This is a genomic window from Streptomyces sp. NPDC020489, assembly GCF_044386545.1.
Lineage (GTDB): Bacteria > Actinomycetota > Actinomycetes > Streptomycetales > Streptomycetaceae > Streptomyces.
The window spans coordinates 348,253-372,348 of sequence record NZ_JBIRUZ010000001.1; the positions used below are offsets into that span (position 1 = coordinate 348,253).

24 protein-coding genes are annotated in these 24,096 nt (G+C 70.0%); 12 read left to right on the forward strand and 12 right to left on the reverse strand.

Features of this window, described 5'->3' with window-relative positions; all coding sequences use genetic code 11:
• Positions 1 to 63 precede the first annotated feature (63 nt).
• The 5 genes from fabF to ACH41F_RS01525 all read right to left on the reverse strand — a co-directional run bounded on the left by fabF (position 64) and on the right by ACH41F_RS01525 (position 4,955).
• Complete coding sequence (gene fabF, locus ACH41F_RS01505) at positions 64 to 1,335, reverse strand: beta-ketoacyl-ACP synthase II (RefSeq protein ID WP_391229394.1); 1,272 nt, start codon at positions 1,333 to 1,335, stop codon at positions 64 to 66.
• Between the two features lie 71 nt (positions 1,336 to 1,406).
• Complete coding sequence (locus tag ACH41F_RS01510) at positions 1,407 to 1,655, reverse strand: acyl carrier protein (RefSeq protein ID WP_391229396.1); 249 nt, start codon at positions 1,653 to 1,655, stop codon at positions 1,407 to 1,409.
• 77 nt (positions 1,656 to 1,732) lie between these two features.
• Positions 1,733 to 2,728 carry a beta-ketoacyl-ACP synthase 3 gene (locus ACH41F_RS01515; protein ID WP_391229398.1) on the reverse strand — a complete coding sequence of 332 codons (996 nt, stop codon included), beginning with the start codon at positions 2,726 to 2,728 and terminating at the stop codon, positions 1,733 to 1,735.
• A gap of 17 nt (positions 2,729 to 2,745) precedes the next feature.
• Positions 2,746 to 3,660 carry an acyltransferase domain-containing protein gene (locus ACH41F_RS01520; protein WP_391229400.1) on the reverse strand — a complete coding sequence of 305 codons (915 nt, stop codon included), beginning with the start codon at positions 3,658 to 3,660 and terminating at the stop codon, positions 2,746 to 2,748.
• Between the two features lie 89 nt (positions 3,661 to 3,749).
• Complete coding sequence (locus ACH41F_RS01525; protein ID WP_391229402.1) at positions 3,750 to 4,955, reverse strand: helix-turn-helix domain-containing protein; 1,206 nt, start codon at positions 4,953 to 4,955, stop codon at positions 3,750 to 3,752.
• Between the two features lie 71 nt (positions 4,956 to 5,026).
• Here ACH41F_RS01525 and ACH41F_RS01530 point away from each other — a divergent pair, with 71 nt between their 5' ends.
• Positions 5,027 to 5,680: a pirin family protein gene (locus ACH41F_RS01530; RefSeq protein ID WP_398832110.1), complete on the forward strand. Its 654-nt coding sequence runs from the start codon at positions 5,027 to 5,029 to the stop codon at positions 5,678 to 5,680.
• A gap of 122 nt (positions 5,681 to 5,802) precedes the next feature.
• On the opposite strand, the gene ACH41F_RS01535 is transcribed toward ACH41F_RS01530, so the two are convergent.
• Positions 5,803 to 6,624: a serine hydrolase gene (locus ACH41F_RS01535; RefSeq protein ID WP_391229408.1), complete on the reverse strand. Its 822-nt coding sequence runs from the start codon at positions 6,622 to 6,624 to the stop codon at positions 5,803 to 5,805.
• An 85-nt stretch (positions 6,625 to 6,709) separates the two neighbouring features.
• Between ACH41F_RS01535 and ACH41F_RS01540 the strand changes: the two genes are divergently transcribed.
• A complete protein-coding gene (locus ACH41F_RS01540; protein WP_391229410.1) occupies positions 6,710 to 7,183 on the forward strand; it encodes a MerR family transcriptional regulator in 474 nt (157 codons plus the stop codon).
• Entirely contained in the window at positions 7,180 to 8,196 is a 1,017-nt protein-coding gene (locus ACH41F_RS01545) for an aldo/keto reductase (protein ID WP_391229413.1), read from the forward strand. The genes ACH41F_RS01540 and ACH41F_RS01545 overlap by 4 nt, the downstream gene beginning before the upstream one ends.
• 1 nt (position 8,197) lies before the next feature.
• Here the strand turns inward: ACH41F_RS01545 and ACH41F_RS01550 are convergent, their stop codons facing one another.
• The 3 genes from ACH41F_RS01550 to ACH41F_RS01560 form a co-directional block, all read right to left on the reverse strand.
• The gene (locus ACH41F_RS01550; protein ID WP_391230571.1) at positions 8,198 to 9,058 is read right to left on the reverse strand and encodes a DUF4429 domain-containing protein; all 861 of its coding nucleotides are present in this window, start codon (positions 9,056 to 9,058) and stop codon (positions 8,198 to 8,200) included.
• 67 nt (positions 9,059 to 9,125) lie between these two features.
• Entirely contained in the window at positions 9,126 to 10,334 is a 1,209-nt protein-coding gene (locus ACH41F_RS01555) for an alpha/beta hydrolase (RefSeq protein WP_398832114.1), read from the reverse strand.
• A gap of 82 nt (positions 10,335 to 10,416) precedes the next feature.
• Complete coding sequence (locus ACH41F_RS01560; RefSeq protein ID WP_391229417.1) at positions 10,417 to 11,043, reverse strand: TetR family transcriptional regulator; 627 nt, start codon at positions 11,041 to 11,043, stop codon at positions 10,417 to 10,419.
• 198 nt (positions 11,044 to 11,241) lie between these two features.
• On the opposite strand from ACH41F_RS01560, the gene ACH41F_RS01565 reads away from it, so the two are divergent.
• Both ACH41F_RS01565 and ACH41F_RS01570 read left to right on the forward strand, forming a co-directional pair.
• The gene (locus ACH41F_RS01565) at positions 11,242 to 12,729 is read left to right on the forward strand and encodes a DHA2 family efflux MFS transporter permease subunit (RefSeq protein WP_391230572.1); all 1,488 of its coding nucleotides are present in this window, start codon (positions 11,242 to 11,244) and stop codon (positions 12,727 to 12,729) included.
• Between the two features lie 304 nt (positions 12,730 to 13,033).
• Positions 13,034 to 13,336, forward strand: coding sequence for a small hydrophobic protein (locus ACH41F_RS01570; protein WP_391229419.1), 303 nt, complete (start codon positions 13,034 to 13,036; stop codon positions 13,334 to 13,336).
• Between the two features lie 50 nt (positions 13,337 to 13,386).
• Here the strand turns inward: ACH41F_RS01570 and ACH41F_RS01575 are convergent, their stop codons facing one another.
• Both ACH41F_RS01575 and aceE read right to left on the reverse strand, forming a co-directional pair.
• Positions 13,387 to 14,124 (reverse strand): ion channel, encoded by a 738-nt coding sequence (locus tag ACH41F_RS01575; protein WP_391229421.1) that lies wholly within the window; start codon positions 14,122 to 14,124, stop codon positions 13,387 to 13,389.
• 71 nt (positions 14,125 to 14,195) lie between these two features.
• The gene (gene aceE / locus ACH41F_RS01580; RefSeq protein ID WP_391229423.1) at positions 14,196 to 16,928 is read right to left on the reverse strand and encodes a pyruvate dehydrogenase (acetyl-transferring), homodimeric type; all 2,733 of its coding nucleotides are present in this window, start codon (positions 16,926 to 16,928) and stop codon (positions 14,196 to 14,198) included.
• Between the two features lie 363 nt (positions 16,929 to 17,291).
• Between aceE and ACH41F_RS01585 the strand changes: the two genes are divergently transcribed.
• From ACH41F_RS01585 to ACH41F_RS01610, 6 genes are all read left to right on the forward strand, one after another.
• Entirely contained in the window at positions 17,292 to 17,729 is a 438-nt protein-coding gene (locus tag ACH41F_RS01585; protein WP_391229425.1) for a DUF3052 family protein, read from the forward strand.
• Positions 17,730 to 17,863: 134 nt separating this feature from the next.
• Positions 17,864 to 18,322 carry a redoxin domain-containing protein gene (locus ACH41F_RS01590; RefSeq protein WP_391229427.1) on the forward strand — a complete coding sequence of 153 codons (459 nt, stop codon included), beginning with the start codon at positions 17,864 to 17,866 and terminating at the stop codon, positions 18,320 to 18,322.
• 130 nt (positions 18,323 to 18,452) lie between these two features.
• Positions 18,453 to 19,028, forward strand: coding sequence for a calcium homeostasis/redox stress adaptation protein (locus tag ACH41F_RS01595; protein ID WP_391229429.1), 576 nt, complete (start codon positions 18,453 to 18,455; stop codon positions 19,026 to 19,028).
• Positions 19,029 to 19,136: 108 nt separating this feature from the next.
• Positions 19,137 to 19,712 (forward strand): TerD family protein, encoded by a 576-nt coding sequence (locus ACH41F_RS01600; protein WP_391229431.1) that lies wholly within the window; start codon positions 19,137 to 19,139, stop codon positions 19,710 to 19,712.
• A 153-nt stretch (positions 19,713 to 19,865) separates the two neighbouring features.
• Positions 19,866 to 21,002, forward strand: coding sequence for a DUF475 domain-containing protein (locus ACH41F_RS01605; protein ID WP_391229433.1), 1,137 nt, complete (start codon positions 19,866 to 19,868; stop codon positions 21,000 to 21,002).
• A gap of 117 nt (positions 21,003 to 21,119) precedes the next feature.
• Positions 21,120 to 21,857, forward strand: coding sequence for a Tellurium resistance (locus ACH41F_RS01610; RefSeq protein WP_391229436.1), 738 nt, complete (start codon positions 21,120 to 21,122; stop codon positions 21,855 to 21,857).
• Positions 21,858 to 21,878: 21 nt separating this feature from the next.
• On the opposite strand, the gene ACH41F_RS01615 is transcribed toward ACH41F_RS01610, so the two are convergent.
• Entirely contained in the window at positions 21,879 to 22,727 is an 849-nt protein-coding gene (locus ACH41F_RS01615) for a TerD family protein (protein ID WP_391229438.1), read from the reverse strand.
• 196 nt (positions 22,728 to 22,923) lie between these two features.
• Between ACH41F_RS01615 and ACH41F_RS01620 the strand changes: the two genes are divergently transcribed.
• Positions 22,924 to 24,090, forward strand: coding sequence for an HpcH/HpaI aldolase/citrate lyase family protein (locus ACH41F_RS01620; RefSeq protein ID WP_391229441.1), 1,167 nt, complete (start codon positions 22,924 to 22,926; stop codon positions 24,088 to 24,090).
• Positions 24,091 to 24,096 lie beyond the last annotated feature (6 nt).

Here is a 24,096-nt window from a genome sequence, read left to right on the forward strand (position 1 = left end):
TCGGGAAACGGCGAGTGGCCCGGCCTCCTCACGGAGACCGGGCCACTGTCGTCACAGGCGCTGTCAGACGGTACGGAACGCCAGCACCACGTTGTGCCCGCCGAACCCGAACGAGTCGTTCAGCGCGGCGATCCGGCCCTCGACGGGCAGCTTGCGCGCCTCACCGCGTACGACGTCGGCGTTGGCCTCCGCCTCCGGGTCGAGGTTCTCGACGTTGATGGTCGGCGGGGCGAGGCGGTGGTACAGGGCGAGGATCGTCGCCACCGACTCCACACCACCGGCGCCACCCAGCAGGTGACCGGTCATGGACTTAGTACCGGACACCGCGAAGTGGTCGGTGTCGTCGCCGAACACCTTGCGCAGCGCCTTCAGTTCCGCCACGTCACCGGCCGGCGTCGACGTCGCGTGCGCGTTGACGTGCACGATCTCCGCCGGGTTCAGGTCGGTGCTGTCGAGCAGGTTCTGCAGGGCGTGGGCGATACCGCGCCCCTCCGGCTCGGGCTGCACGATGTCGTGGCCGTCGGCGGAGATGCCCTGGCCCACGGCCTCGGCGTAGACCCGCGCACCGCGCTTGGCCGCGTGCTCCGCGGACTCCAGGACGATCACGCCGGCGCCCTCGCCGAGGACGAAGCCGTCGCGCGCGACGTCGTAGGGACGCGAGGCGCCCTGCGGGTCGTCGTTGTTCTTGGACATCGCCATCATGTTGCCGAACGCGGCGATCGGCAGCGGGTGGATCGCCGCCTCCGTGCCACCCGCGACGACGACGTCGGCGCGGCCGGTGCGGATCATCTCGATGGCGTAGCCGATGGCCTCGGCGCCCGAGGCGCAGGCGGAGACCGGGGTGTGCACGCCGGCGCGCGCGCCCACGAGGAGACCCACGTTGGCGGACGGGCCGTTCGGCATGAGCATGGGGACGGTGTGCGGGGAGACGCGGCGGACGCCCTTCTCCTTCAGCACGTCGTACTGGTCGAGCAGCGTCGTCACACCACCGATGCCGGAGGCGATGACGGCGCCGAGGCGGTCCGGGTCGACGCTCCGGTCGTCCCCGGCCTTGCCCTCGAAGCCCGCGTCCTTCCAGGCCTCCTGGGCCGCGATCAGCGCGAACTGCGCCGAGCGGTCCAGGCGCCGGGCCTGCGGCCGCGGGATGACCTCGGTGGGCTCCACGGCGACGGGCGCCGCGATACGGACGGCCTGGTCGGCCGCCCACTCCTGCTCCAGGGGCTTGACGCCGGACTTGCCGGCGACCAGGCCTTCCCAGGTAGAGGCTGCGTCGCCACCCAGCGGTGTGGTTGCGCCGATACCGGTGACGACCACGGTGCGATTGGTCGGGCTCACGGGAAATCTTTCTCCAACGATTACGAGGATTCAGCGGCGCCACCGCCGGGTGGCGGCAGCCGGACCTGAGATCAGGCCTGGTGCTTGAGGATGTAGTCGGTCGCGTCGCCGACCGTCTTGAGGTTCTTCACGTCCTCGTCCGGGATCTTGACGTCGAAGCGCTCTTCGGCGGCGACGACGACCTCGACCATGGACAGCGAGTCGACGTCCAGGTCGTCGGTGAAGGACTTGTCCAGCTGGACGTCCTCGACCGGGATGCCGGCGATCTCGTTGACGATGTCGGCGAGACCGGCGACGATCTCTTCCTTGGTGGCGGCCATGTGAGGCGCTCCTTCGTAGATATCCAGAGGGTTGGGCGGTTCACCGTGTCCGGACCGGGTGATCCGGCACGGAGTGCCTAGGGGAGGGTAACGACAGTCGCGGCGTAGACGAGACCCGCCCCGAAGCCGATGACGAGCGCGGTGTCGCCGCTCTTCGCCTCGCCGGTCGCCAGGAGCCGCTCCATCGCGAGCGGGATCGAGGCGGCCGAGGTGTTGCCGGTGGTGCGGACGTCACGCGCGACCGTGACGGACTCCGGCAGCTTGAGTGTCTTCACCAGCGAGTCGATGATCCGCTCGTTGGCCTGGTGCGGAATGAAGACGTCCAGGTCCTCCGGCGAGACGCCGGCGACATCCAGCGCCTCCTTGGCGACCTTCGCCATCTCGAAGACGGCCCAGCGGAACACCGCCTGGCCCTCCTGCGTGATGGCGGGGAACTTGCCCGTGCTGTCGTACTCGGTCCACGCCACGGTCTGCTTGATCGTCTCGGACTTGTCGCCCTCGGAACCCCACACGGTCGGGCCGATGTGCGGCTCGTCGGAGGGGCCCACGACGACCGCGCCGGCACCGTCGCCGAACAGGAAGGCCGTCGCGCGGTCCTCCAGGTCGGTCAGGTCGCTCAGCCGCTCGACGCCGATGACGAGGACGTACTCTGCCGAACCCTCGACGATCATGCCCTTGGCGAGGGTGAGACCGTAGCCGAAGCCCGCGCAGCCGGCCGAGATGTCGAAGGCGGCGGCCTTGTTCGTACCGAGCTTGTCGGCGATCTCGGTGGCGACGGCAGGGGTCTGCTTGAAGTGCGAGACGGTCGAGACGATCACGCCGCCGATCTGCTCCGCGGCGATCCCGGCGTCGGCGATCGCCTTGCCGGACGCCTCGATCGACATCGCGGCGACGGTCTCCTCGTCGTTCGCCCAGTGCCGGGTCTCGATGCCGGAGCGCGAGCGGATCCACTCGTCGGACGAGTCGATCGTCTCGAGGATCACCTCGTTCGGCACGACCCGCGTCGGACGGTAGCCGCCGACACCGAGGATGCGCGCGTACGGGGCGCCCTTGCTGGGCTTGATCTTCGACATTGCTCTCGGGCTCCTTTTCAGGCGCTCTGCTCGGCGAGGAGCTCGCGAGCGGCGTCGAGGTCGTCGGGGGTCTTCAGCGCCAGCGTCTTCACGCCGGGCAGCGCGCGCTTGGCGAGACCGGTGAGGGTGCCGCCGGGGCACACCTCGATCAGCGCGGTCACGCCGAGCTCCTTGAACGTCTCCATGCACAGGTCCCAGCGCACCGGGTTGGCGACCTGGCCGACCAGCCGTTGCAGCACCTCGGCGCCGGTGGCGACGGTCTGCCCGTCCTTGTTGGAGACGTACGTCAGCGTCGGGTCGGCCGGCGTCAGGTCGGCGGCGGCCTTGGCCAGCGCGTCGACCGCGGGAGCCATGTGGTGCGTGTGGAAGGCGCCGGCCACCTTCAGCGGGACGATCTTGCGGACGCCCTCGGGCTTGTCCTCGTTCAGCGCGGCGAGCTGCTCCAGGGTGCCGGCCGCCACGATCTGGCCCGCGCCGTTCACGTTCGCCGGGGTCAGGCCGAGCTTCTCCAGGTGCGCGACGCTCACCTCGGGGTCCCCGCCGAGCAGCGCGGACATCCCGGTCGCGGTGATCGCGGCGGCCTCGGCCATCGCCAGCCCGCGCTTGCGCACGAGGGTCAGCGCGGCCGTGTCGTCGAGGACACCGGCGAAGGAGGCGGCGGTGAACTCACCGACGCTGTGCCCCGCGACGGCGCCCGGGGTGACGGCACCGAGTGCCGAGGCGGACAGGATTCCGGCGGCCACCAGCAGCGGCTGGGCCACGGCGGTGTCACGGATCTCGTCCGCGTCGGCCTGGGTGCCGTAGTGGGCGAGGTCCAGGCCGATGGCGTCCGACCACGCGGCGACGCGGTCGGCGGCACCGGGGAGTTCGAGCCAGGGGGTCAGGAAGCCGGGCGTCTGGGCGCCCTGGCCGGGAGCGACGAGTACGAGCACTCTCACACTCTCTCTTGTGGACGGGCACGGCCGCCCGTGGGGACAGGGACGAAGAACACGAGGGGGTTTTGTAGACCCCCGACAAAAGCCTAGAGCTGGATATCCCCGTCGACCAGACGCCCGAGGATGAGCGCGATCCGCAGCGTGAACGCCGAGCGTACGTCGGACGGTGACCAGCCGGTGACGTCAGTCACACGTCGAAGCCGGTAGCGCACGGTGTTGGGATGCACGAAGAGCATACGGGCGGCGCCCTCGAGACTGCTCGCCTGTTCCAGATAGACCGAGAGCGTCTCGAGGAGAGCTGAACCCGCCTCCTCCAACGGTCTGTAGATCTCCTCCACCAGCTGCTCGCGCGCGTTCGGGTCACCCGCGATGGCGCGCTCCGGAAGCAGATCGTCCGCCAGCACCGGGCGCGGGGCGTCCTGCCAGGCCGAACAGGCCTTGAGCCCGGCCGCGGCGGCCTGCGCGGAGCGGGTGGCGGCCTGCAGATCGGGGACGACGGGCCCGGCCACCACGGGTCCGGCGGCGTACGGCCCGATCAGCGACTTGGCGACGGCGAGCGGGTTGTCGCTGCCGCCCGCGATGACCACGAGCCGGTCCCCGAGGACCCCGGTGAGCACCTGGAGCTTGGCGTGCCGGGCGGCCCGCCGGATCGCCTCGACGGTCAGCTCGGAGTCACCGTCGGGCGCGGTGCCGAGGACCACGCACACATGCTCGGGCGCGTTCCAGCCGAGCGCGGCGGCCCGGCTGACGGCGCCCTCGTCGGCCTCGCCGCTGAGCACGGCGTTGACGACGAGGGACTCCAGACGCGCGTCCCAGGCACCGCGTGCCTCGGCGGCCTGGGCGTAGACCTGGGCGGTGGCGAAGGCGATCTCGCGGGCGTAGACGAGCAGGGCCTCGCGGAGCACCGACTCGTCGCCGGGTGCGGCGACCTCGTCGATGGCGGACTCCATGACCTCGATGGTGGTGCGCACCATCTCCACGGTCTGGCGCAGCGTGATGGCCCGGGTCAGCTCGCGCGGGGCGGTCCCGAAGACGTCGGTGGAGATCGCCTGCGGCGCGTCCGGGTGCCGGAACCACTCGGTGAACGCGGCGATGCCGGCCTGCGCGACCAGCCCGATCCAGGACCGGTTCTCCGGGGGCATGGCCCGGTACCACGGCAGCGTCTCGTCCATCCGCGCGATGGCCTGCGCGGCAAGTGACCCGGACGACTTCTCCAGCCGCTTCAGGGTCGCGGAGTGGGAATGGAGGTCGCGTGCGACGGCTTCGGTGTTGCTGGCTTCGGGTTCGGGCACGGGGACAAGACTGCCTTATCCGGACGTGAGTGCGCTCCGCCGGGTGCCGGGTCAGGGCTACGGTGGTGCACGTGACGGACGTACGGCGCGCCGCTGAGCGCTATCCAGGGGGCGAGCCGGCGGCCGGGATCGAGTCGTTCCACGCCTTCTCCTTCGGGCCCCACTACGACCCCGACAACCTCCGGTTCGGCGCGATGATCGCCTGCAACGAGGAGCGGCTCGCCCCCGGCGCCGGGTTCGACGAGCATCCGCACAGCCACACCGAGATCGTGACGTGGGTGGTCGACGGCGAGCTGACGCACCAGGACTCCGCGGGGCACGTGACGACCGTGCGCCCCGGTGACGTCCAGCGCCTCAGCTCCGCGGCGGGCGTCCGGCACGTGGAGCGGAACGACGGCGCGGGCCCCCTGACCTTCGTACAGATGTGGCTGGCCCCCCGGGAGCCGGGCGGCGACCCGTCGTACGACGTCGTCCGCGGCATCGCCGACTCCACGCCGTACGCCGTCCCGGAGGCCGCCGCGATACTGCACGTACGGCGGCTGAGGGCGAACGAACGAACGGCGATGCCGGACGCGCGGTGGCTGTACGTCCATGTGGTACGCGGCGAAGTCCGCCTGGACGCCGTCCAGTTGGGCCCGGGCGACGCGGCCAGGATCACCGACGCCCGGGACCTGGAAGCGGTGGGGTTGATGCCGGCGGAGCTACTGATGTGGGAGATGCAGTAGGTGCCTTTCAGCCCGTCCGGCGTTTGAGGACGAGGCCCTTTCGGGGCCGATGGGGGTCTGGGGGCAGAGCCCCCAGGGGGCGGCGGGGGCGAGAAAGGCCCGGCATGCCCCCGCGCCACCCCTCACCCCCGCAGCTCCGCCAGCACCGCGTCCGTGAACGCCGGCCACGCCTCGACCGCCCACGGTCCGAAGGCCCGGTCGGTCAGGGCCACGCAGGCCACCCCCGCGGCGGGGTCGATCCACAGGAACGTGCCGGACTGGCCGAAGTGCCCGAAGGTGCGCGGGGAGGACGAACCGCCCGTCCAGTGCGGGGACTTGGCGGCGCGGATCTCGAAGCCGAGGCCCCAGTCGTTGGGGTTCTGGTGGCCGTAGCCGGGCAGCACGCCCTTGGTGCCGGGGTACTGGACCGTCATCGCCTCGGCGACCGTGCGCGGGTCCAGCAGCCGGGGCGCCTGCACCTCCGCCGCGAACCGCAGCAGGTCCCCGACCGTGGAGACACCGTCCTTGGCCGGGGAGCCCTCCAGGGAGGTCGCCGCCATCCCCAGCGGCTCCAGCACCGCCTGGCGCAGATACTCGGGGAACGGGATGTCCGTGGCCTTCGCGAGGTGGTCGCCCAGCTGCTCGAACCCGGCGTTGGAGTACAGCCGCCGCTCGCCGGGCGGCGCCTGCACCCGGTGCTCGTCGAAGGCGAGACCCGAGGTGTGCGCGAGCAGGTGCCGCACCGTCGACCCCGCGGGCCCGGCGGGCTCGTCGAGCTCGATCGCGCCCTCCTCGTGGGCGACGAGCGCCGCGTACGCCGCGAGCGGCTTGGTCACCGAGGCCAGCGGGAAGCGGTGGTCGGCCGGGCCGTGGGTGCCGAGCACCGTCCCGTCCGCCCGGACGACGCCCGCGGCGGCGGTCGGGACCGGCCAGTTCTCGATCATGGTCAGGCTCTTCAGCGACATGCGCCGATGCTAACCACCGGCTCCCGGGGAATTCTTACCGGTTCCGCTTGCCTGGAGTGCACTCCAAGGTCATAGCGTTGAGGGCATGACGGTGATGGAGACCACGACCACCACGGGTACCAGGACCGACAGCTGCAGCGCCCCGCCGCACCCGCACCGGCGCCCCCTGGGCCAGGACAGCTACACGATCAGCGAGGTCGTCGCCTTTACCGGCCTGTCGGCGCACACCTTGCGCTGGTACGAGCGCATCGGCCTGATGCCGCACATCGACCGCTCCCACACCGGCCAGCGCCGCTACAGCAACCGCGACCTGGACTGGCTCGACTTCGTCGGCAAGCTCCGGCTCACCGGCATGCCGGTCGCCGACATGGTGCGGTACGCGGAACTGGTCCGCGAGGGCGACCACACCTTCGGCGAGCGCTTCGAGCTGCTGGAGTCGACCCGCCGGGACGTACTGACCCGCATCGCGGAGCTCCAGGACACCCTCGCCGTGCTCGACCGCAAGATCAGCTTCTACGCCGACGCCGGACACACCTATGAAACGGAGAAGGCCGGATGACCGACAGCAGGATCCCGACCGTACGACTGGGCGCCGGCGGCCCCGAGGTGGGGGTGCAGGGCCTGGGCTGCATGGGCATGAGCTTCGCCTACGGCCCCACCGACGCGGGGCAGTCCCGGGCGGCCCTGGAACGCGCGCTGGAGCTGGGCGTCACGCTGTACGACACCGCGGACGCCTACGGCGCGGGGGAGAACGAGAGGTTCCTCTCCCCGTTCTTCAAGGCCCACCGCGACGAGGTCGTGATCGCCACCAAGTTCGCCCTGTCGATCCCGCCGGACGACCCGACCCGGCGCGTCATCCGCAACGACGCCCCGTACATCCGCCAGGCCGTCGAGGCGAGCCTGCGGCGGCTCGACGTCGACGTGATCGACCTCTACTACATGCACCGGCGCGATGTGAACGTGCCGATCGAGGAGACCGTCGGCGTCATGGCCGAGCTGGTCCGCGAGGGCAAGGTCAAGCACCTCGGCCTGAGCGAGGTCACCGGCACGGAGCTGCGTACGGCTCAGGCGGTGCACCCGATCGCGGCCGTGCAGTCGGAGTGGTCGCTGTTCAGCCGGGACATCGAGGCCGGTGTGGTGCCGGCCGCCCGCGAGCTGGGCGTGGCCCTCGTGCCGTACTCCCCGCTCGGCCGCGGCTTCCTCACCGGCTCCTTCGCCGACGCCGAGCAGGATCTGACGGCCGGTGACTTCCGCCGCCAGCAGCCCCGCTTCACCGGCGAGAACGCGGCCGCCAACGTGGCCCTGCTGGAGCCGGTCCGCGCGGTGGCCGAGGCGCACGGGGTCTCCCTGGCGCAGGTCGCGCTGGCGTGGGTGCAGCGGCAGGCGCGGGTGCACGGGCTGCCGGTGGTCCCGATCCCGGGCACCAGCAAGCCGGGCCGGGTGGCGGAGAACGTCGCCGCGACCCGGGTCGAACTGACCGAGGATCAGCTGGCCCTGCTGGAGCCGATCGCCGGGAAGGTGGCGGGCGAGCGCTACGCGGACATGGCGTTCACCTCCGCCGGGCGGGAGTGACTCACAGCTCCGCGAGCAGCTCCGCCTTCTTCACCGAGAACTCCTCGTCGGTGACCAGCCCCGCCTGGTGCAGTTCCCCGAGGTGACGGATGCGCTCGGCGATGTCGGCCGGATCGCGCCGCGGCGCCCCGGCCGGCACCGCGGCGACGGGTCCGTTGCTGCGGACGGCGGCCAGGACCGCCGCGGCGAACGGCAACGACTCGTGCACCGGCCCGTAGCCGAGCCCGAAGACCACGGCGGCGGGGTCCTGGTCGGCCTGCGCGGGCGGGGTGCCGCCGTCCCGGGGCAGCAGCCGCAGATGGCCCTCGAACACCTCCGGGGAGCGCCACTCCACCCCGCCGAGGTCGGTGACCGGGAAGCTCTGGTCACCGGCCTTCCACTTCGCCGAGGACGCGCCCGTCCAGAACCACCGGAAGCGCACGGTGCTGCCGTCGAAGGACGCCTTGCCGTCGTAGGCCTTGAAGGACAGCGGCACTTCGGGCGCCGGCACCAGGAAGCGCTCGGCCGGCTCGTCGTCCGGGCGCAGCAGGCCGCGCAGTTCGTCGGCGTAGTACTCGGCGAGCACCTCCCGCTCGGCGGGCAGCACCAGCCGGTACGGATCGCACCCTTCCTTCAGCTGTCCCGCGGCCGCCTCCATCAGCGGGTCGGCGCCGGGGCGGGGCACGGCGCGCAGCACGACGGTGCCGCGCTTGCCGGGCGTCAGCGTCACGCCGGCCAGCGCCGAGAAGGGGATGCGTCGCTCTCCCAGGGCCTGGAAGAGCTTGGGTGTTCGAATCCCCCGTTCGTAACGGATGAGCACGGAGTCGGACTCGAACTCCCAGGCAGCATGAAATCCGGCCAGTACGTCACCCATGCGGCTCATCGTATGCGGCACGAGCTCCTCCGTCGCCTCCCCGCGCAGACCGTGGTTCTTGCGGCCTCTACGCGCGTCAGCCCGCCATGGTGCCGGACAAACCGGCCCGGCAGGCCTCGTCGGTCTCCGCACAGTGCACCGAGCGGTACGCGCCCACGCCGATCTCGGCGAAGTTCGTGAGGCTCTCGGTGCCCGGCTCGAAATAGCCGCTGTGCCCCTTCGCGTCCGCCGCCGACAGCACCCGTGCCCCGAACGCGGAGGACACCGGGTCGGCTCCGTGGCCCAGCCCGCCCAGCTCCAGGTACGGCACGTCCTGGATCCAGTCGTCGGCGTCCCGCATCGCCCACACCTGGGCCGAGGTGTGCAGCTGGGAAGCGTTGGTGACCCGCATGCCCGGGCTGCCGGCCACCGCGATGTCGGCCACCCGCTCCGGCAGCCGGTGCGCGGCGACCCCGCACACCACCGAGCCGTAGCTGTGGCAGAACAGGGAGACGGGCGCCTCGCCGGGCAGCGCGCGCACCAGCGCGTCCAGCCGGACGGCGCCGTTCTGGGCGCGCATCGCGGTCGCCGAGTCGAGGCCGAGACCGCCGGGCGTGGTGTAGTCGGCCCAGGCGATCACGGCCGTACGCGTCGAGGGGCTCGCCGCCTTCTCCGCGGCGTACAGCGACTTGGCCATGCCGACCGGGGCCGAGTACTTGCGGTAGGTGCGCTGGAAGGTGAGCAGGTCGGTGTCGACGCCGGGGACGACGACCGATACCCGCTCCGCCCGCGTCAGGTCGCCGAAGACCTCCGCGACCCGCCCGGAGCCCTCCGGGTCGAAGGCGAGGATCTTGCGGTTCGCGCTCATCAGCGACTCGAACCGGTGCATCCGCTGGCCGGCCGCGCGCTGCCCGTTGGCCGAGAGCCGGTGGTCGTGCATGCGCTTGAGCTCGACCTTGCGGGCCTGGCCGAGGGCGACGCGGTTGGCGCGGTAGCGCAGCTCGACGGGGGCGCCGTTCATGTTGCCGACCGCGAGGGGGTAGCGGCGGGCGAGAGCGCCGCGCTGCTGTGCGGTGAGCGAGGCGAAGAAACGGGAGAGCTTCGCCGGGGCGGCGTCCGGGGCGGGCAGCCGGTGTCCGGCTATCCGGCCGTGCTCCCAGGCGCTGATCGAGCTCTGGAGCGCGGTCGTGTTCCGCTGGTTGCGCAGGGCTGTCCAGCCGGTGGTCGCCAGCATCACGAACACCACGGCCAGCGCGAGCAGTCCGCGCCAGACGTTCAGTTGGGGAGAGGTGTCGAAGGAAGTCACTGAAAGGACACACTAGGAGAACGGGAGGGTCTCGCGTCAACTGAGTGACGGAGGTCACGTTTCGATCGGTAGGGGGATGACCTCAGTCGGTCCGCCAGTTCTCCGTCAGGGCTGGACCCACCTGTTCGAGATGCGAGACGGTGAGCGTCCGCATCGCGTCCAGGCTGACGTCCGCGGCCAGGTTCCACCGCCGCTCCGTCACCCGCATCACCCCGCTGAAGACCGCCACCGCGAGCCGCGGTCGCGGATCGGCGTCCACGTCGAGCCCCTCCCGCTCGGCGATCACCCGCGCGAGTGTCTCCTCGACCTCCATGGACCGGCGCAGATGCGCCGCGAGCAGCACCGGCGTCGACTCGACCACCCGGTACATCCGCAGGTAGAGCTCCACCGGTACGACGGACTCGATCACGTCGTTGAGCGTGTCCCAGCCCTCCAGGACCGCCTGCCGCAGCGCCTCCAACGGTCCCTCGTGCGCCGGGCGGCCGCGCACTGCCGCCACGAAGTGCTCCACCGTCATCGCCTCCGCGGCGAGGGCGGCCTCCTCCTTGTTGGCGAAGTAGCGGAAGAAGGTCCGCTGCGAGACCTCGACCGCCTCGGTGATGTCGTCGACGGTCGTCCCCTCGTACCCCCGGGTCGTGAACAGCTCCAGGGCCGCTCGAATCAGCGCCTCTCGGGTGCGCTGCTTCTTGCGTTCGCGCAGGGTTTCCATGGGGTGTCAGTTACCGACTTATGAATTGGATTGTCAACTGTCAGTGGCTGTCATTAGCCTCGCCGTATGACTAGTCAGACCACGCTCGACAAGACGGGGCCGGGGGACGGCAGGCCGGCCGCCCCGTCGGACGGAGCCCGTGCCTCGGGGCTGCGCGGCCACCCCTGGTTCACGCTCATCACCGTCGCCGTAGGCGTCATGATGGTGGCCCTGGACGGCACCATCGTCGCCATCGCCAACCCGGCCATCAAGGAAGACCTCGGCGCCACGTTCGCCGATGTGCAGTGGATCACCAACGGCTACTTCCTGGCCCTCGCCGTCTGCCTGATCACCGCGGGCAAGCTCGGCGACCGCTTCGGCCACCGCCAGACCTTCCTGATCGGCGTGGTCGGCTTCGCGGGCGCCTCCGGTGCGATCGGCCTGTCCGACAGCGTCGCGGCCGTCGTGGCCTTCCGTGTCGTCCAGGGCCTGTTCGGCGCCCTGCTGATGCCGGCCGCGCTCGGCCTGCTGCGCGCGACCTTCCCGGCCGAGAAGCTCAACATGGCCATCGGCATCTGGGGCATGGTCATCGGCGCCTCCACCGCGGGCGGCCCGATCCTCGGCGGTGTCCTCGTCGAGCACGTGAACTGGCAGTCGGTGTTCTTCATCAACGTGCCCGTCGGCGTCCTCGCCCTGGTCCTGGGCATCCTGATCCTCCTGGACCACCGCGCCGAGAACGCCCCGCGCTCCTTCGACCTCCTCGGCATCGCCCTGCTGTCGGGCGCCATGTTCTGCCTGGTCTGGGCCCTGATCAAGGCCCCGACCTGGGGCTGGGGCGCCGGACAGACGTGGACGTTCATCGCCGCCTCCGTCCTCGGCTTCACGCTCTTCGCCTTCTGGGAGACCAGGGTGAAGGAGCCGCTGGTGCCGCTGGGCCTGTTCCGCTCGGTCGCGCTGTCCGCGGGCGTCGTCCTGATGATCCTGATGGCCATCGCCTTCATGGGCGGCCTGTTCTTCGTGACGTTCTACCTCCAGAACGTGCACGGCATGAGCCCCATCGACGCCGGTCTGCACCTCCTGCCGCTCACCGGCATGATGATCGTCGGCTCCCCGCTCGCGGGCGTGCTGATCACCAAGCTGGGCCCGCGCATCCCGCTGGCCGGCGGCATGGCGGCCACCGCGATCGCCATGTACGGCATGTCGACCCTGGAGACGGACACCGGCAGCGCGGTCATGTCCCTGTGGTTCGCCCTGCTGGGCCTCGGCCTCGCCCCGGTCATGGTCGGCGCCACCGAGGTCATCGTCGGCAACGCGCCCCTGGAGCTCTCCGGTGTCGCCGGCGGTCTCCAGCAGGCCGCGATGCAGATCGGCGGCAGCCTCGGCACCGCCGTCCTGGGCGCCGTGATGGCCTCCAAGGTCGACAGCGACCTCGCGGGCAACTGGAAGGACGCCGGCCTGCCGCCGCTCACCGCCGCTCAGGAGGCCCGGGCCTCCGAGGCCGTCCAGGCCGGAGTGCCGCCCATCGCCCCGGGCACCCCGCAGGCGGTCGCCGCGAAGATCACGGACGTCGCCCACGACACCTTCATCTCCGGCATGAGCCTGGCCTCCCTGGTCGCCGCCGCGGTCGCGGCCGTCGCCATCTTCGTCGCCCTGCTCACCAAGCGAGGCGTGAACGCGGAGGCGGGCGCGGGAGTGGGGCACATCTAGGACCGGTCCGCGGGCCCCCGACGGGAGGCCCGCGGACCGAACTGACGCGATGTCAGGCGACTTCGCCTATCAGGGTGAAGAGGCTAAAGATTCCTCGCCCCGGGTACGCGCCACAGGTCACAGTTAGTCAAGCCCTCCGCACGGCACGGCATATGCCGGGGAGGGCGGACCGGTGCTGCGGCGCGCTGCCGGAGGGGGGCGGCGCGCCGCAAGGCCGTAGCAGCGAAGCAGGATTGAAGGTCCTATCGGGGGTTACCCGCCACATCGAGCCCAGACTGCCCAAGGGTTGAGGGAGTTGGTGACGATGGCGGGCTTCGGACACAGCACGCGCAGGCACCCCCGCTCACGTGGCCGGACGTGGTCACGGACCGGGCCGGATCGCGCGACCCTGGGGCTTGTCGGAGTCATCTGCGCGATCGCCGGGTTCTTCGTCCTGGGGATCATCCTCGGACCCGTGGCGGTCGTCGCCGGCTGGCTCGCGATGGGCCGCAGCTGGAACGGCTCCCGCCAAGTGACGCCTGTGGTCGCCGTCGTCCTGGGCGCCATCGACACGCTCCTGGCCGTCATCTGGCTGGCCGGAGCGTCCCCCGGCACCGGCGTCTTCTGAGCCGGGGGGAGTGAGGGGAGGGCCCCCGGTGGATGGGCCGGGGGCCCACCTCAGTGTCTGACCGACTGCTCCTGGAGCGCCGCGACCTGGGCCCGCAGCGCCTTCACCTCCTCGGTCAGCGCCACGATCGCCTCCGTCTGCCGCCGCTCCTCCACGTCGTCCTTCTCGAACCGGGCGATGAACCACGCCGCGATGTTCGCGGTGACGACACCGAGCAGCGCGATGCCGGACAGCATCAGCCCCACCGCGATGATCCGCCCCAGTCCGGTGGTCGGCGCGTGGTCCCCGTACCCCACGGTCGTCATCGTGGTGAACGACCACCACACCGCGTCACCCAACGTCCGGATGTTCCCGTTCGGTGAGCCCCGCTCGGCCGACAGCACCGCCAGCGAGCCGAACATCAGCAGCCCGACCACGGCCCCCGCGACATACGTGGTCAGCTGGATCTGCGAGGCCATCCGGGCCCGCCGCTGCACCAGCAGCAGCGTGGCGACGACCCGCAGCAGCCGCAGCGGCTGGAGCAGCGGCAGCAGCACCGCGCACAGGTCCAGCCAGTGCCTGCGCACGAACGTCCGCCGGTCGCGCGCGAGCGACAGCCGTACGACGTAGTCGACGGCGAACGCACCCCACACCGTCCACTCGACCGCCGTGCACACGGTGGTGAGCGACCGGCCGGCCGTGTCGTCCACGATCGGCACGGCATAGGCGACGGCGAACAGCACCGCGAGCGCCAGCAGGGGCCGCTGGGTGAGGTGTTCCCAACGGACCTGGGCCGATTGTTCCTTCATGAACGCATCGTAAAGAAGCGGTAAGGGCGGTGGGGCCATGAGCCCCACCGCCCTTCACCTCACCGCGGTGCCTACGCGTCGCCTCCGGCGGCGCCCGGGTCGGCCGCCGCCACGTCGAGCAGCTGGTACCGGTCGATGGCCTGCTTCAGCGCCGACCGGTCGATCTTGCCCTCCCTGGCCAGCTCGGTCAGCACGCCCAGCACGATCGACTGCGCGTCGATGTGGAAGAAGCGCCGGGCCGCGCCCCGGGTGTCGGCGAAGCCGAACCCGTCGGCGCCCAGCGACTGGTAGGTGCCCGGCACCCAGCGCGCGATCTGGTCCGGCACCGCCCGCATCCAGTCGGACACCGCGACGAACGGACCCTGCGCACCCGACAGCTTCCGCGTCACGTACGGCACCCGCTGCTCCTCCTCCGGGTGCAGCAGGTTGTGCCGCTCGACCTCGACCGCGTCGCGGCGCAGCTCGTTCCAGGAGGTGGCCGACCAGATGTCCGCCCTGACGTTCCACTCCTCGGCGAGGATCCGCTGCGCCTCGACGGCCCACGGCACCGCGACACCCGAGGCGATGATCTGCGCCGGGATCGAGCCGGAGGTGCCCTCGGAGAAGCGGTGGATGCCCTTGAGGATGCCTTCGACGTCCACGTTCTCGGGCTCGGCCGGATGCTGGATCGGCTCGTTGTAGACCGTGAGGTAGTAGAAGACGTCCTCGCTGTCCGGGCCGTACATCCGGCGCAGACCGTCCTTGACGATGTGCGCGATCTCGAAGCCGTAGGCCGGGTCGTAGGCGACGCAGCCCGGGTTGGTCGAGGCCAGCAGCTGCGAGTGGCCGTCGGCGTGCTGGAGCCCTTCACCGGTCAGCGTCGTACGCCCGGCGGTCGCACCCAGGACGAAACCGCGCGCCAGCTGGTCGGCCATCTGCCAGAACTGGTCACCGGTGCGCTGGAAACCGAACATCGAGTAGAAGACGTAGACCGGGATGAGCGGCTCGCCGTGGGTGGCGTACGCCGAGCCCGCCGCGATCAGGGAGGCCGTGCACCCCGCCTCCGAGATGCCGTCGTGCAGCATCTGACCGGTCGGCGACTCCTTGTACGCGAGCAGCAGATCGCGGTCCACGGCCTCGTACTGCTGGCCGAGCGGGTTGTAGATCTTCGCACTCGGGAAGAAGGAGTCCATGCCGAAGGTGCGGTACTCGTCCGGCGCGATCAGTACGAACCGCTTGCCGAGCTCCTTGTCCCGCATGAGGTCCTTGAGGAGCCGGACAAAGGCCATGGTCGTCGCGATCGACTGCTGACCCGAGCCCTTCTTCACGCTCGCGTACGTCTTGTCGTCCGGCAGCGCGAGCGGCTTGGCGCGCACCACGCGCGTGGGGACGTACCCGCCGAGCGCGCTGCGGCGGTCGTGCATGTACTGGATCTCCTCCGAGTCCCGGCCCGGGTGGTAGTACGGCGGCGCGCCGGACTCCAGCTCGCGGTCGGTGATCGGGATGTGCAGCCGGTCGCGGAACCCCTTGAGGTCGTCGACGGTCAGCTTCTTCATCTGGTGCGTGGCGTTGCGGCCCTCGAAGTTGGGACCCAGCGTCCAGCCCTTGACCGTCTTGGCGAGGATCACCGTCGGCTGGCCCTTGTGCGCCTTGGCCGCCGAGAACGCCGCGAAGATCTTCTTGTGGTCGTGACCACCGCGGCCCAGGTGCAGGATCTGGTCGTCGGTCATGTTCTCGACCATCGCGCGCAGCCGCTGGTCGTCACCGAAGAAGTGGTCGCGGATGTACGCGCCGGTCTCGGTGGCGTACGTCTGGAACTGGCCGTCCGGCGTGGTGTTCATCCGGTTCACCAGCACGCCGTCGCGGTCCTGGGCCAGCAGCGGGTCCCAGGAGCGGTCCCAGACCAGCTTGACCACGTTCCAGCCGGCGCCGCGGAAGACCGACTCCAGCTCCTGGATGACCTTGCCGTTGCCGCGCACGGGGCCGTCGAGGCGCTGGAGGTTGCAGTTGACGACGAAGGTCAGGTTGTCCAGGCCCTCACGGGCGGCGATGGTCAGCTGGCCGAGCGACTCGGGCTCGTCCATCTCGCCGTCGCCGAGGAAGGCCCACACGTGCGACTTGGAGGTGTCGGCGATCCCGCGCGCGTGCATGTACCGGTTCATCCGCGCCTGGTAGATCGCGCCGATCGGACCGAGGCCCATCGACACGGTCGGGAACTCCCAGAAGTCCGGCATCAGACGCGGGTGCGGGTAGCTCGACAGGCCGTGCGGCGCCTTCGACTTCTCCTGGCGGAACGCGTCGAGGTTCTGCTCGCTGAGGCGGTCCAGCAGGTACGCGCGCGCGTAGATGCCGGGGGAGGCGTGCCCCTGGAAGAAGACCTGGTCGCCGCCGTCGCCCTCGTCCTTGCCGCGGAAGAAGTGGTTGAAGCCCACGTCGTACAGCGAGGCCGAGGAGGCGAAGGTGGCGATGTGGCCGCCGACGCCGATGCCGGGGCGCTGCGCCCGGGACACCATGACCGCGGCGTTCCAGCGGGTGGCGTTGAGGATCCTGCGCTCGATCTCCTCGTTGCCCGGGAAGAACGGCTCGTCCTTGGTGGCGATGGTGTTGACGTAGTCCGTGCTGCGCATCTCGGGCACGGCGACGCGCTTCTCGCGGGCCCGCTCGATCAGCCGCAGCATGAGGTAACGGGCCCGCTCGCGGCCCCGCTCGTCGACGGCGGCGTCGAGCGAGTCGAGCCACTCCTGGGTTTCCTCGGGATCGAAGTCAGGAACCTGACTCGGAAGGCCGCCAATGATGATCGGATTGCGATCGGATCCGGAAGCCACGCTGTTCCTTCGCTGTCAGAGGGCTGTTTTCCATGGGTATGCGGGATGCCTGCACCGCTCCCCATCGTGTACCTCGGAAAAGCAAACGTCATCTCTACCGATTGGTAACCAAGGCTCTTTGTGGGCTTCTCCGGTCCCACCCGGGTTCCGAAAGCCGCAAAGCGGGCACAAAGGTGTGGTGTAGGTCACTTATCGCCGCAATCGCGTGCCTGGAGTTGCGGTGACACGGCCAGGAACGTCACCGTTTCGGCGGTCTGAACGGCCGGGTACTTGCGCGATCCGTCCCGCCCGTGTGGACTACGGCCAATGCTTCGCGCACGCGCGTGGCTGAGTTATTCCCAAAACATGATCAGGAGGCAACCCGTGAGCGCGACCGCGGACCACGCGGAGGAGCGGACGAACCCTGCCGCAAGGCTGGGGTTCCAGCCCGAGCAGGTGGTCCAGGAGATCGGCTACGACGACGACGTCGACCAGGAGCTCCGCGAGGCCATTGAGGAAGTCATCGGCAGCGAGCTGATGGACGAGGAGTACGACGACGTCGCCGACGCCGTCGTGCTGTGGTTCCGCGATGACGACGGCGACCTCACCGACGTACTGGTGGACGCCACCACGTACATCGAGGAGGGCGGCTCGATCCTGTTGTTGACGCCGAAGACCGGCCGCGACGGCTACGTCGAGCCCAGCGACATCTCCGAAGCCGCGACGACGGCGGGACTCTCCGCCTCCAAGAGCGTCAGCGTCGGCAAGGACTGGAGCGGCAGCAGGCTCGTGACGCCGAAGGCGGCCAAGCCCAAGCGCTAACCTCCGCGCCCAAGCGCCAGACCTCCGCCGAGCAAAGGACGGGCCGGGTTCACCCGGCCCGTCCATCAGTCTGTCGTGAGCGCTGCGTAGGGTGTTCTCACCCGAACAGCCCCACCCGAGAGGGATTCACGACGATGGCGATCCAGGTCGGCGAAAAGGCCCCCGACTTCGAGCTCAAGGACAACCACGGCAGGACCGTCAGGCTGTCGGACTTCCGTGGGGACAAGAACGTCGTCCTGCTCTTCTACCCCTTCGCCTTCACCGGCGTGTGCACCGGCGAGCTCTGCGAGCTGCGCGACCACCTGCCGCAGTTCTCCGACCGCGACACCCAGCTGCTCGCCGTCTCCAACGACTCCATCCACACCCTGCGCGTCTTCGCCGAGCAGGAGGGCCTCGAGTACCCGCTGCTGAGCGACTTCTGGCCGCACGGCGAGGTCTCCCGCGCCTACGGCGTCTTCGCCGAGGACAAGGGCTGCGCGGTGCGCGGCACCTTCGTCATCGACAAGGAGGGCGTGGTGCGCTGGACCGTCGTCAACGCGCTGCCCGACGCGCGTGACCTGAACGAGTACGTCACGGCTCTCGACAGCCTCTGAGTCGGCACACCCGGTGATTCTTCGGTTCCAAGGCCTGCGGGCCACGGGAACCCGTCACTAGGATCGACACGTTGATCCGGTATCACACGCATGGCGGGGCTCCCCGCCCCTGGACACCAATGGAGGACTCGTGGGAGTCAGCCTCAGCAAGGGCGGCAACGTATCGCTGACCAAGGAGGCCCCGGGCCTGACCGCGGTCATCGTCGGTCTGGGGTGGGACGTCCGCACCACCACCGGCACCGACTTCGACCTGGACGCCAGCGCACTGCTGCTGGACGCCTCGGGCAAGGTGAGCAGCGACGCGAACTTCGTCTTCTTCAACAACCTCAAGAGCCCCGACGGCTCGGTCGAGCACACCGGCGACAACATCACCGGTGAGGGCGAGGGCGACGACGAGCAGATCAAGGTCAACCTCGCGGGCGTCCCGGCCGAGATCGAGAAGATCGTCTTCCCGGTCTCGATCTACGACGCCGAGAACCGCCAGCAGTCGTTCGGCCAGGTCCGCAACGCGTTCATCCGCGTCGTGAACCAGGCGGGCGAGGCGGAGATCGCGCGCTACGACCTGTCCGAGGACGCGTCCACCGAGACCGCGATGGTCTTCGGCGAGCTGTACCGGCACGGCGCGGAGTGGAAGTTCCGCGCCATCGGCCAGGGCTACGCCTCGGGCCTGCGCGGCATCGCGCAGGACTTCGGCGTGAACGTCTGAGACGTCCTTCAGACCTGAGCCACCCCGTCCGGCGCCGCACGGTTTGCGTGCGGCGCCGGACGCGCAGGACCACCAGAGACAGCAGTACTACGGGGAGGGACCAGCATCATGGGCGTCACGCTCGCCAAGGGGGGCAACGTCTCCCTGTCCAAGGCCGCGCCGAACCTCACTCAGGTGATGGTCGGGCTCGGCTGGGACGCGCGCTCCACCACCGGAGCCCCGTTCGACCTCGACGCCAGCGCACTGGTCTGCGACAGCGGACGGGTCCTGGGCGACGAGTGGTTCGTCTTCTACAACCAGCTCAAGAGCCCGGACGGCTCGGTGGAGCACACCGGCGACAACCTCACCGGTGAGGGCGAGGGCGACGACGAGTCGATCCTGATCGACCTCTCCAAGGTGCCGGCCCACTGCGACAAGATCGTCTTCCCGGTCTCGATCCATGACGCGGACAACCGCGGCCAGACCTTCGGCCAGGTCAGCAACGCCTTCATCCGCGTGGTGAACCAGGCCGACGGCCAGGAGCTGGCCCGCTACGACCTCAGCGAGGACGCCTCCACCGAGACCGCCATGATCTTCGGCGAGGTCTACCGGTACCAGGGCGAGTGGAAGTTCCGTGCCGTCGGACAGGGGTACGCGTCAGGGCTGCGGGGCATCGCCCTGGACTTCGGGGTCAACGTCTCGTAACGCGTTATGAGCAAAAGCCGGGGCCGGGTGGGGTGTGGAGGGGGGCCGACTAGACTCCGCTTCAAAGTTCGGTAAAAAGCCGAGTACGGCAGCGGGGGAGACCCTCCCCCAGACTTCGTCTGGGAGGCGCCCCCAGACAGGATTGGGTAGCCAGTGGTTCTGAAAACCTTCGGCTGGTCGTTCGCGGTCACCGCGCTCGGCCTCGTGGCGGCGGTCTTCTACGGGGGGTGGACCGGGTTCGGCATCGTGGCGATCCTGTCCATCCTCGAGATCTCGCTGTCCTTCGACAACGCGGTGGTCAACGCCGGAATCCTGAAGAAGATGAGTGCCTTCTGGCAGAAGATCTTCCTCACCGTCGGTGTCCTCATCGCCGTGTTCGGCATGCGACTGGTGTTCCCGGTCGTGATCGTCGCCATCAGCGCCAAGATCGGCCCGATCGACGCGGTCGACCTCGCGCTCAACGACAAGGATCACTACCAGGAGCTCGTCACCGACGCCCACCCCGCGATCGCCGCGTTCGGTGGCATGTTCCTGCTGATGATCTTCCTGGACTTCATCTTCGAGGACCGGGACATCAAGTGGCTCGCGTGGCTGGAGCGCCCGCTCGCCAAGCTCGGCAAGGTCGACATGCTGTCGGTCTGCATCGCGCTCGTCGTCCTGCTCGTCACCGCGATGACCTTCGCGACCCACGCCCACCAGCACGGCGGCGCGCACGTCGACAAGGGGGAGACGGTTCTCCTCTCCGGTATCGCGGGTCTGATCACCTACATGATCGTCGGTGGTCTCTCCGGCTACTTCGAGGACAAGCTCGAGGAGGAGGAGGAACGCGAGCACGAGGAGGAGGAAGAGGCCGCGCGCAGCGGCAAGCCGCGCTCGGCGGTCGTGCTCGCCGGCAAGGCGGCGTTCTTCATGTTCCTCTACCTGGAGGTCCTGGACGCGTCCTTCTCCTTCGACGGTGTCATCGGCGCCTTCGCCGTCACCAACGACATCGTGCTGATGGCGCTGGGCCTGGGCATCGGCGCCATGTACGTCCGGTCGCTGACCGTGTACCTGGTCCGCCAGGGCACCCTCGACGACTACGTCTACCTGGAGCACGGCGCCCACTACGCCATCGGTGCGCTGGCCGTCATCCTCATGATCACCATCCAGTACCAGATCCACGAGGTCATCACCGGTCTCGTCGGAGTCGTCCTGATCGCCTGGTCCTTCTGGTCCTCGGTGCGCCGCAACAAGGCACTCGCGGCCGCCGAGGGAAAAGCCGAGGGCTCGAAGACTGAGATCTCCGTCTAGCACCCGGACCCCCGGCCGGGTGTGACAGCCCTCCGGGTGAGGAACGCTCTGAGCGGGGCGGCGTCGACTCCTCGACGCCGCCCCGCCGGTCTTTGACGTGAAACGTGGGGCGGGAACATGGGCTTCTTCGACGGGCTTAGGGGCGGCCGCGAGGCCGACTTCGACTCGGGCAACGCGGCGACCAACGCCATCGAGCTGACCAAACGGCACGACCGGGTCTCCCTGAGCAAGCAGGGCGCGGAGACCGGGCATCTGCGCATCAACCTGGCCTGGCGCATGCGAACCTCCGACATCGGCGGCTCCCAGCGCGAGAGCCTGTTCCGGCACCCCTTCCGGGCGCTCAAGCCGCCGGAGGTCATGGGACACAGCCAGAGCATGGTCAACGTCGACCTCGACCTGGGATGCCTGTACGAGCTGGCTGACGGCACCAAGGGCGTGGTGCAGCCGCTCGGCGGGCTCTTCGGCGACGTCAACGCGGCGCCGTACGTCAAGCTGAGCGGGGACGACCGGTTCGGGTCGGCGTCGGGCGAGACGATCTACGTCAACCTCGACCACAAGGACGCCATCAAGCGGATCCTGGTGTTCGTCTACATCTACGACCAGACCCCGGCCTTCGACCGGACGCACGCGATCGTGACCCTGTACCCGAGCAACGGCCCCCGGATCGAGATAGGCCTCGACGAACGCCATCCCCAGGCCCGGTCCTGCGCCGTGGTGATGATCGAGAACGTCAAGGGCGAGATCCTCGTCCGGCGCGAGGTGAAGTTCGTCTACGGGTTCCAGGCCGAACTCGACCGGCTGTACGGGTGGGGACTGCAATGGGGGCGGGGCTACAAGACCAAGGCGGGCCGGTGACGGCCCCCCGCCCCGGCGCCCCTACGGCCGGATGAACTGCGGTCCCTGGGGCGGCAGGCGGAAGTCGGGGTCCGGGGCCGCGGCGGGCGCCGACTGCGGGTAGCCGTATCCCGACGCCCCCGCGGCCGCCGGGACCGGGGCCTGCGGATAGCCGTAGGCGGAAGGGTCGGCGGACTGCGGGTAGCCGTAGGCCGACTGGGTCGGCGGCGGCGCCTGCGGCGCCGGGGGGTAGCCGTAGGACGGCTGGGACGGGACCGCCGTGGTCGGCTGCTCGGGCGGCAGCGGCTGGGAGGGCTCGGGGGCCGGTGCCGGCTCCTGGGCCGCGTCCGACTCGTCCACCGAGATGCCGTAGTCCCCGGCCAGGCCCTCCAGGCCGTTCGAGTAGCCCTCGCCCAGGGCGCGGAACTTCCAGCCCTCGCCGCGGCGGTACAGCTCCCCGCAGATCAGCGCGGTCTCCTGGCCGGTCTCCGGCTTGATGTCGAAGTAGGCCAGCGGCTCGCCGTCGGGAGCCTTGCCGTCGTACAGCAGTATGCGCAGGGCGGGTACGCGGTCGAAGGTGACGCCCTCCGCCGATGCGACCAGGAGAATCTGGCCGACGGCGGACTCGACACCGGAGAGGTCTGTCTGGATCGTGTCGGTGAGGCCCTCGGCCACGCGCTTCTTGCCGAGCAGCCGTACCGTCCCGGAGGGGTGCCGGGGCTGGTTGTAGAAGACGAAGTCCTCGTCGGAGCGCACGCGACCGTCGGGGCCGAGGAGCAGCGCGGAGGCGTCGACATCCGGGACCTCCTGCCCGGGCGTCCAGCGCACCACGGCGCGCACCGTGGTGACCTCGAGCGGGACGTTCGACCCCTTCAGCATGGCGTGCGTCATGCGGTCATCCTGCCTTCTCGGTCCTGGTCACGACAACGCGGGGGTGCAGGTTCCGCGGGTCGGATCCGCCCCACCTGTGCTCGGCCGCGTTACCTGGAATTCATGCCCGACGGGAACCCCTGTCATGGGTTTGTACGTACTATTACCGGCCACCTGTGAATCGTTCACAGAAGGCCCGTCACCACAGGGGAGTCCTATGCGTCATTTCGGGCACATCGCCCCTGAGGTGCGTCAGCGCCTGTTCCACCAGGAGCCGTGCGAGTTCACCGCCGACTCCCCGGCCCGGCTGCTCTCCGCGGCCCTGGGCGCCACCCTGTACAGCCCGGCCACCCGGCCGCGGCTCGCCGACGACATCCTGAAACAGGTCGGGCGTGGCGTGGTCTCGATGGTGCTGTGCCTGGAGGACTCGATCGGCGACGACGACGTCGTGGAGGCCGAGGAGAACCTCGTCCGGCAGTTCACGGAGCTGGCCCGGCGCGCGCCGGCCGATCTGCCGCTGCTCTTCATCCGGGTCCGCCACCCCGGACAGATCCCCGACCTCGTCGAGCGGCTCGGGTCCACCGCCCGGCTGCTGTCCGGATTCGTGCTCCCGAAGTTCACCGAGGAGCGCGGCATCCCCTTCCTGGAGGCGCTGTCCGGCGCCGAGGTGGCGAGCGGGCACCGGCTGTTCGCCATGCCGGTCCTGGAGTCGCCTGAACTGATGTACCGCGAGTCCCGGGTGGAGACCCTGGAGGGCATCGCCCGCGCGGTCGAGAAGTACCGGGACCGGGTCCTCGCGCTCCGCCTCGGCGTGACCGACTTCTGCTCCTCCTACGGCCTGCGCCGGGCCCCCGACATGACCGCCTGGGACGTCCAGATCGTCGCCTCCGTGATCGCCGACGTGGTGAACATGCTGGGCCGCGCCGACGGCACCGGCTTCACGGTCACCGGGCCGGTCTGGGAGTACTTCCGGGTCCAGGAGCGCATGTTCAAACCGCAGCTGCGCCGCAGTCCCTTCCTGGACGGCCAGGCCGAGGAGCTGCGCGAGGCGCTCATCGAGCACGCCATGGACGGGCTGCTCCGGGAGATCGCCCTCGACCAGGCCAATGGTCTGATGGGTAAGACTTGTATTCACCCCTCGCACGTGCTGCCCGTGCACGCGTTGTCCGTGGTCAGTCACGAAGAGTTCAGTGACGCGGCGGACATCCTGCGCCCGGAGCGCGGCGGCGGGGGAGTGCTGCGCTCGCAGTACACGAACAAGATGAACGAGGTGAAGCCGCACCGGGCCTGGGCCGAGCGCACTCTGCTGCGCGCCGAGGTGTTCGGGGTGGCCAACGAGGACATCGGCTTCGTGGAACTGCTGGCCGCCGGAATCCCGGACTGAGCCGGT

Bases quoted from the DNA above. Each gene is read 5' to 3' on its own strand.
- ACH41F_RS01510 (WP_391229396.1), bottom strand. From the start codon at position 1,655: ATGGCCGCCACCAAGGAAGAGATCGTCGCCGGTCTCGCCGACATCGTC.
- ACH41F_RS01515 (WP_391229398.1), bottom strand. From the start codon at position 2,728: ATGTCGAAGATCAAGCCCAGCAAGGGCGCCCCGTACGCGCGCATCCTC.
- ACH41F_RS01535 (WP_391229408.1), bottom strand. From the start codon at position 6,624: ATGTCGCTGAAGAGCCTGACCATGATCGAGAACTGGCCGGTCCCGACC.
- ACH41F_RS01540 (WP_391229410.1), top strand. From the start codon at position 6,710: ATGACGGTGATGGAGACCACGACCACCACGGGTACCAGGACCGACAGC.
- ACH41F_RS01545 (WP_391229413.1), top strand. From the start codon at position 7,180: ATGACCGACAGCAGGATCCCGACCGTACGACTGGGCGCCGGCGGCCCC.
- ACH41F_RS01550 (WP_391230571.1), bottom strand. From the start codon at position 9,058: ATGAGCCGCATGGGTGACGTACTGGCCGGATTTCATGCTGCCTGGGAG.
- ACH41F_RS01560 (WP_391229417.1), bottom strand. From the start codon at position 11,043: ATGGAAACCCTGCGCGAACGCAAGAAGCAGCGCACCCGAGAGGCGCTG.
- ACH41F_RS01565 (WP_391230572.1), top strand. From the start codon at position 11,242: ATGATGGTGGCCCTGGACGGCACCATCGTCGCCATCGCCAACCCGGCC.
- ACH41F_RS01570 (WP_391229419.1), top strand. From the start codon at position 13,034: ATGGCGGGCTTCGGACACAGCACGCGCAGGCACCCCCGCTCACGTGGC.
- ACH41F_RS01575 (WP_391229421.1), bottom strand. From the start codon at position 14,124: ATGAAGGAACAATCGGCCCAGGTCCGTTGGGAACACCTCACCCAGCGG.
- ACH41F_RS01590 (WP_391229427.1), top strand. From the start codon at position 17,864: ATGGCGATCCAGGTCGGCGAAAAGGCCCCCGACTTCGAGCTCAAGGAC.
- ACH41F_RS01600 (WP_391229431.1), top strand. From the start codon at position 19,137: ATGGGCGTCACGCTCGCCAAGGGGGGCAACGTCTCCCTGTCCAAGGCC.
- ACH41F_RS01610 (WP_391229436.1), top strand. From the start codon at position 21,120: ATGGGCTTCTTCGACGGGCTTAGGGGCGGCCGCGAGGCCGACTTCGAC.
- ACH41F_RS01615 (WP_391229438.1), bottom strand. From the start codon at position 22,727: ATGACGCACGCCATGCTGAAGGGGTCGAACGTCCCGCTCGAGGTCACC.
- ACH41F_RS01620 (WP_391229441.1), top strand. From the start codon at position 22,924: ATGCGTCATTTCGGGCACATCGCCCCTGAGGTGCGTCAGCGCCTGTTC.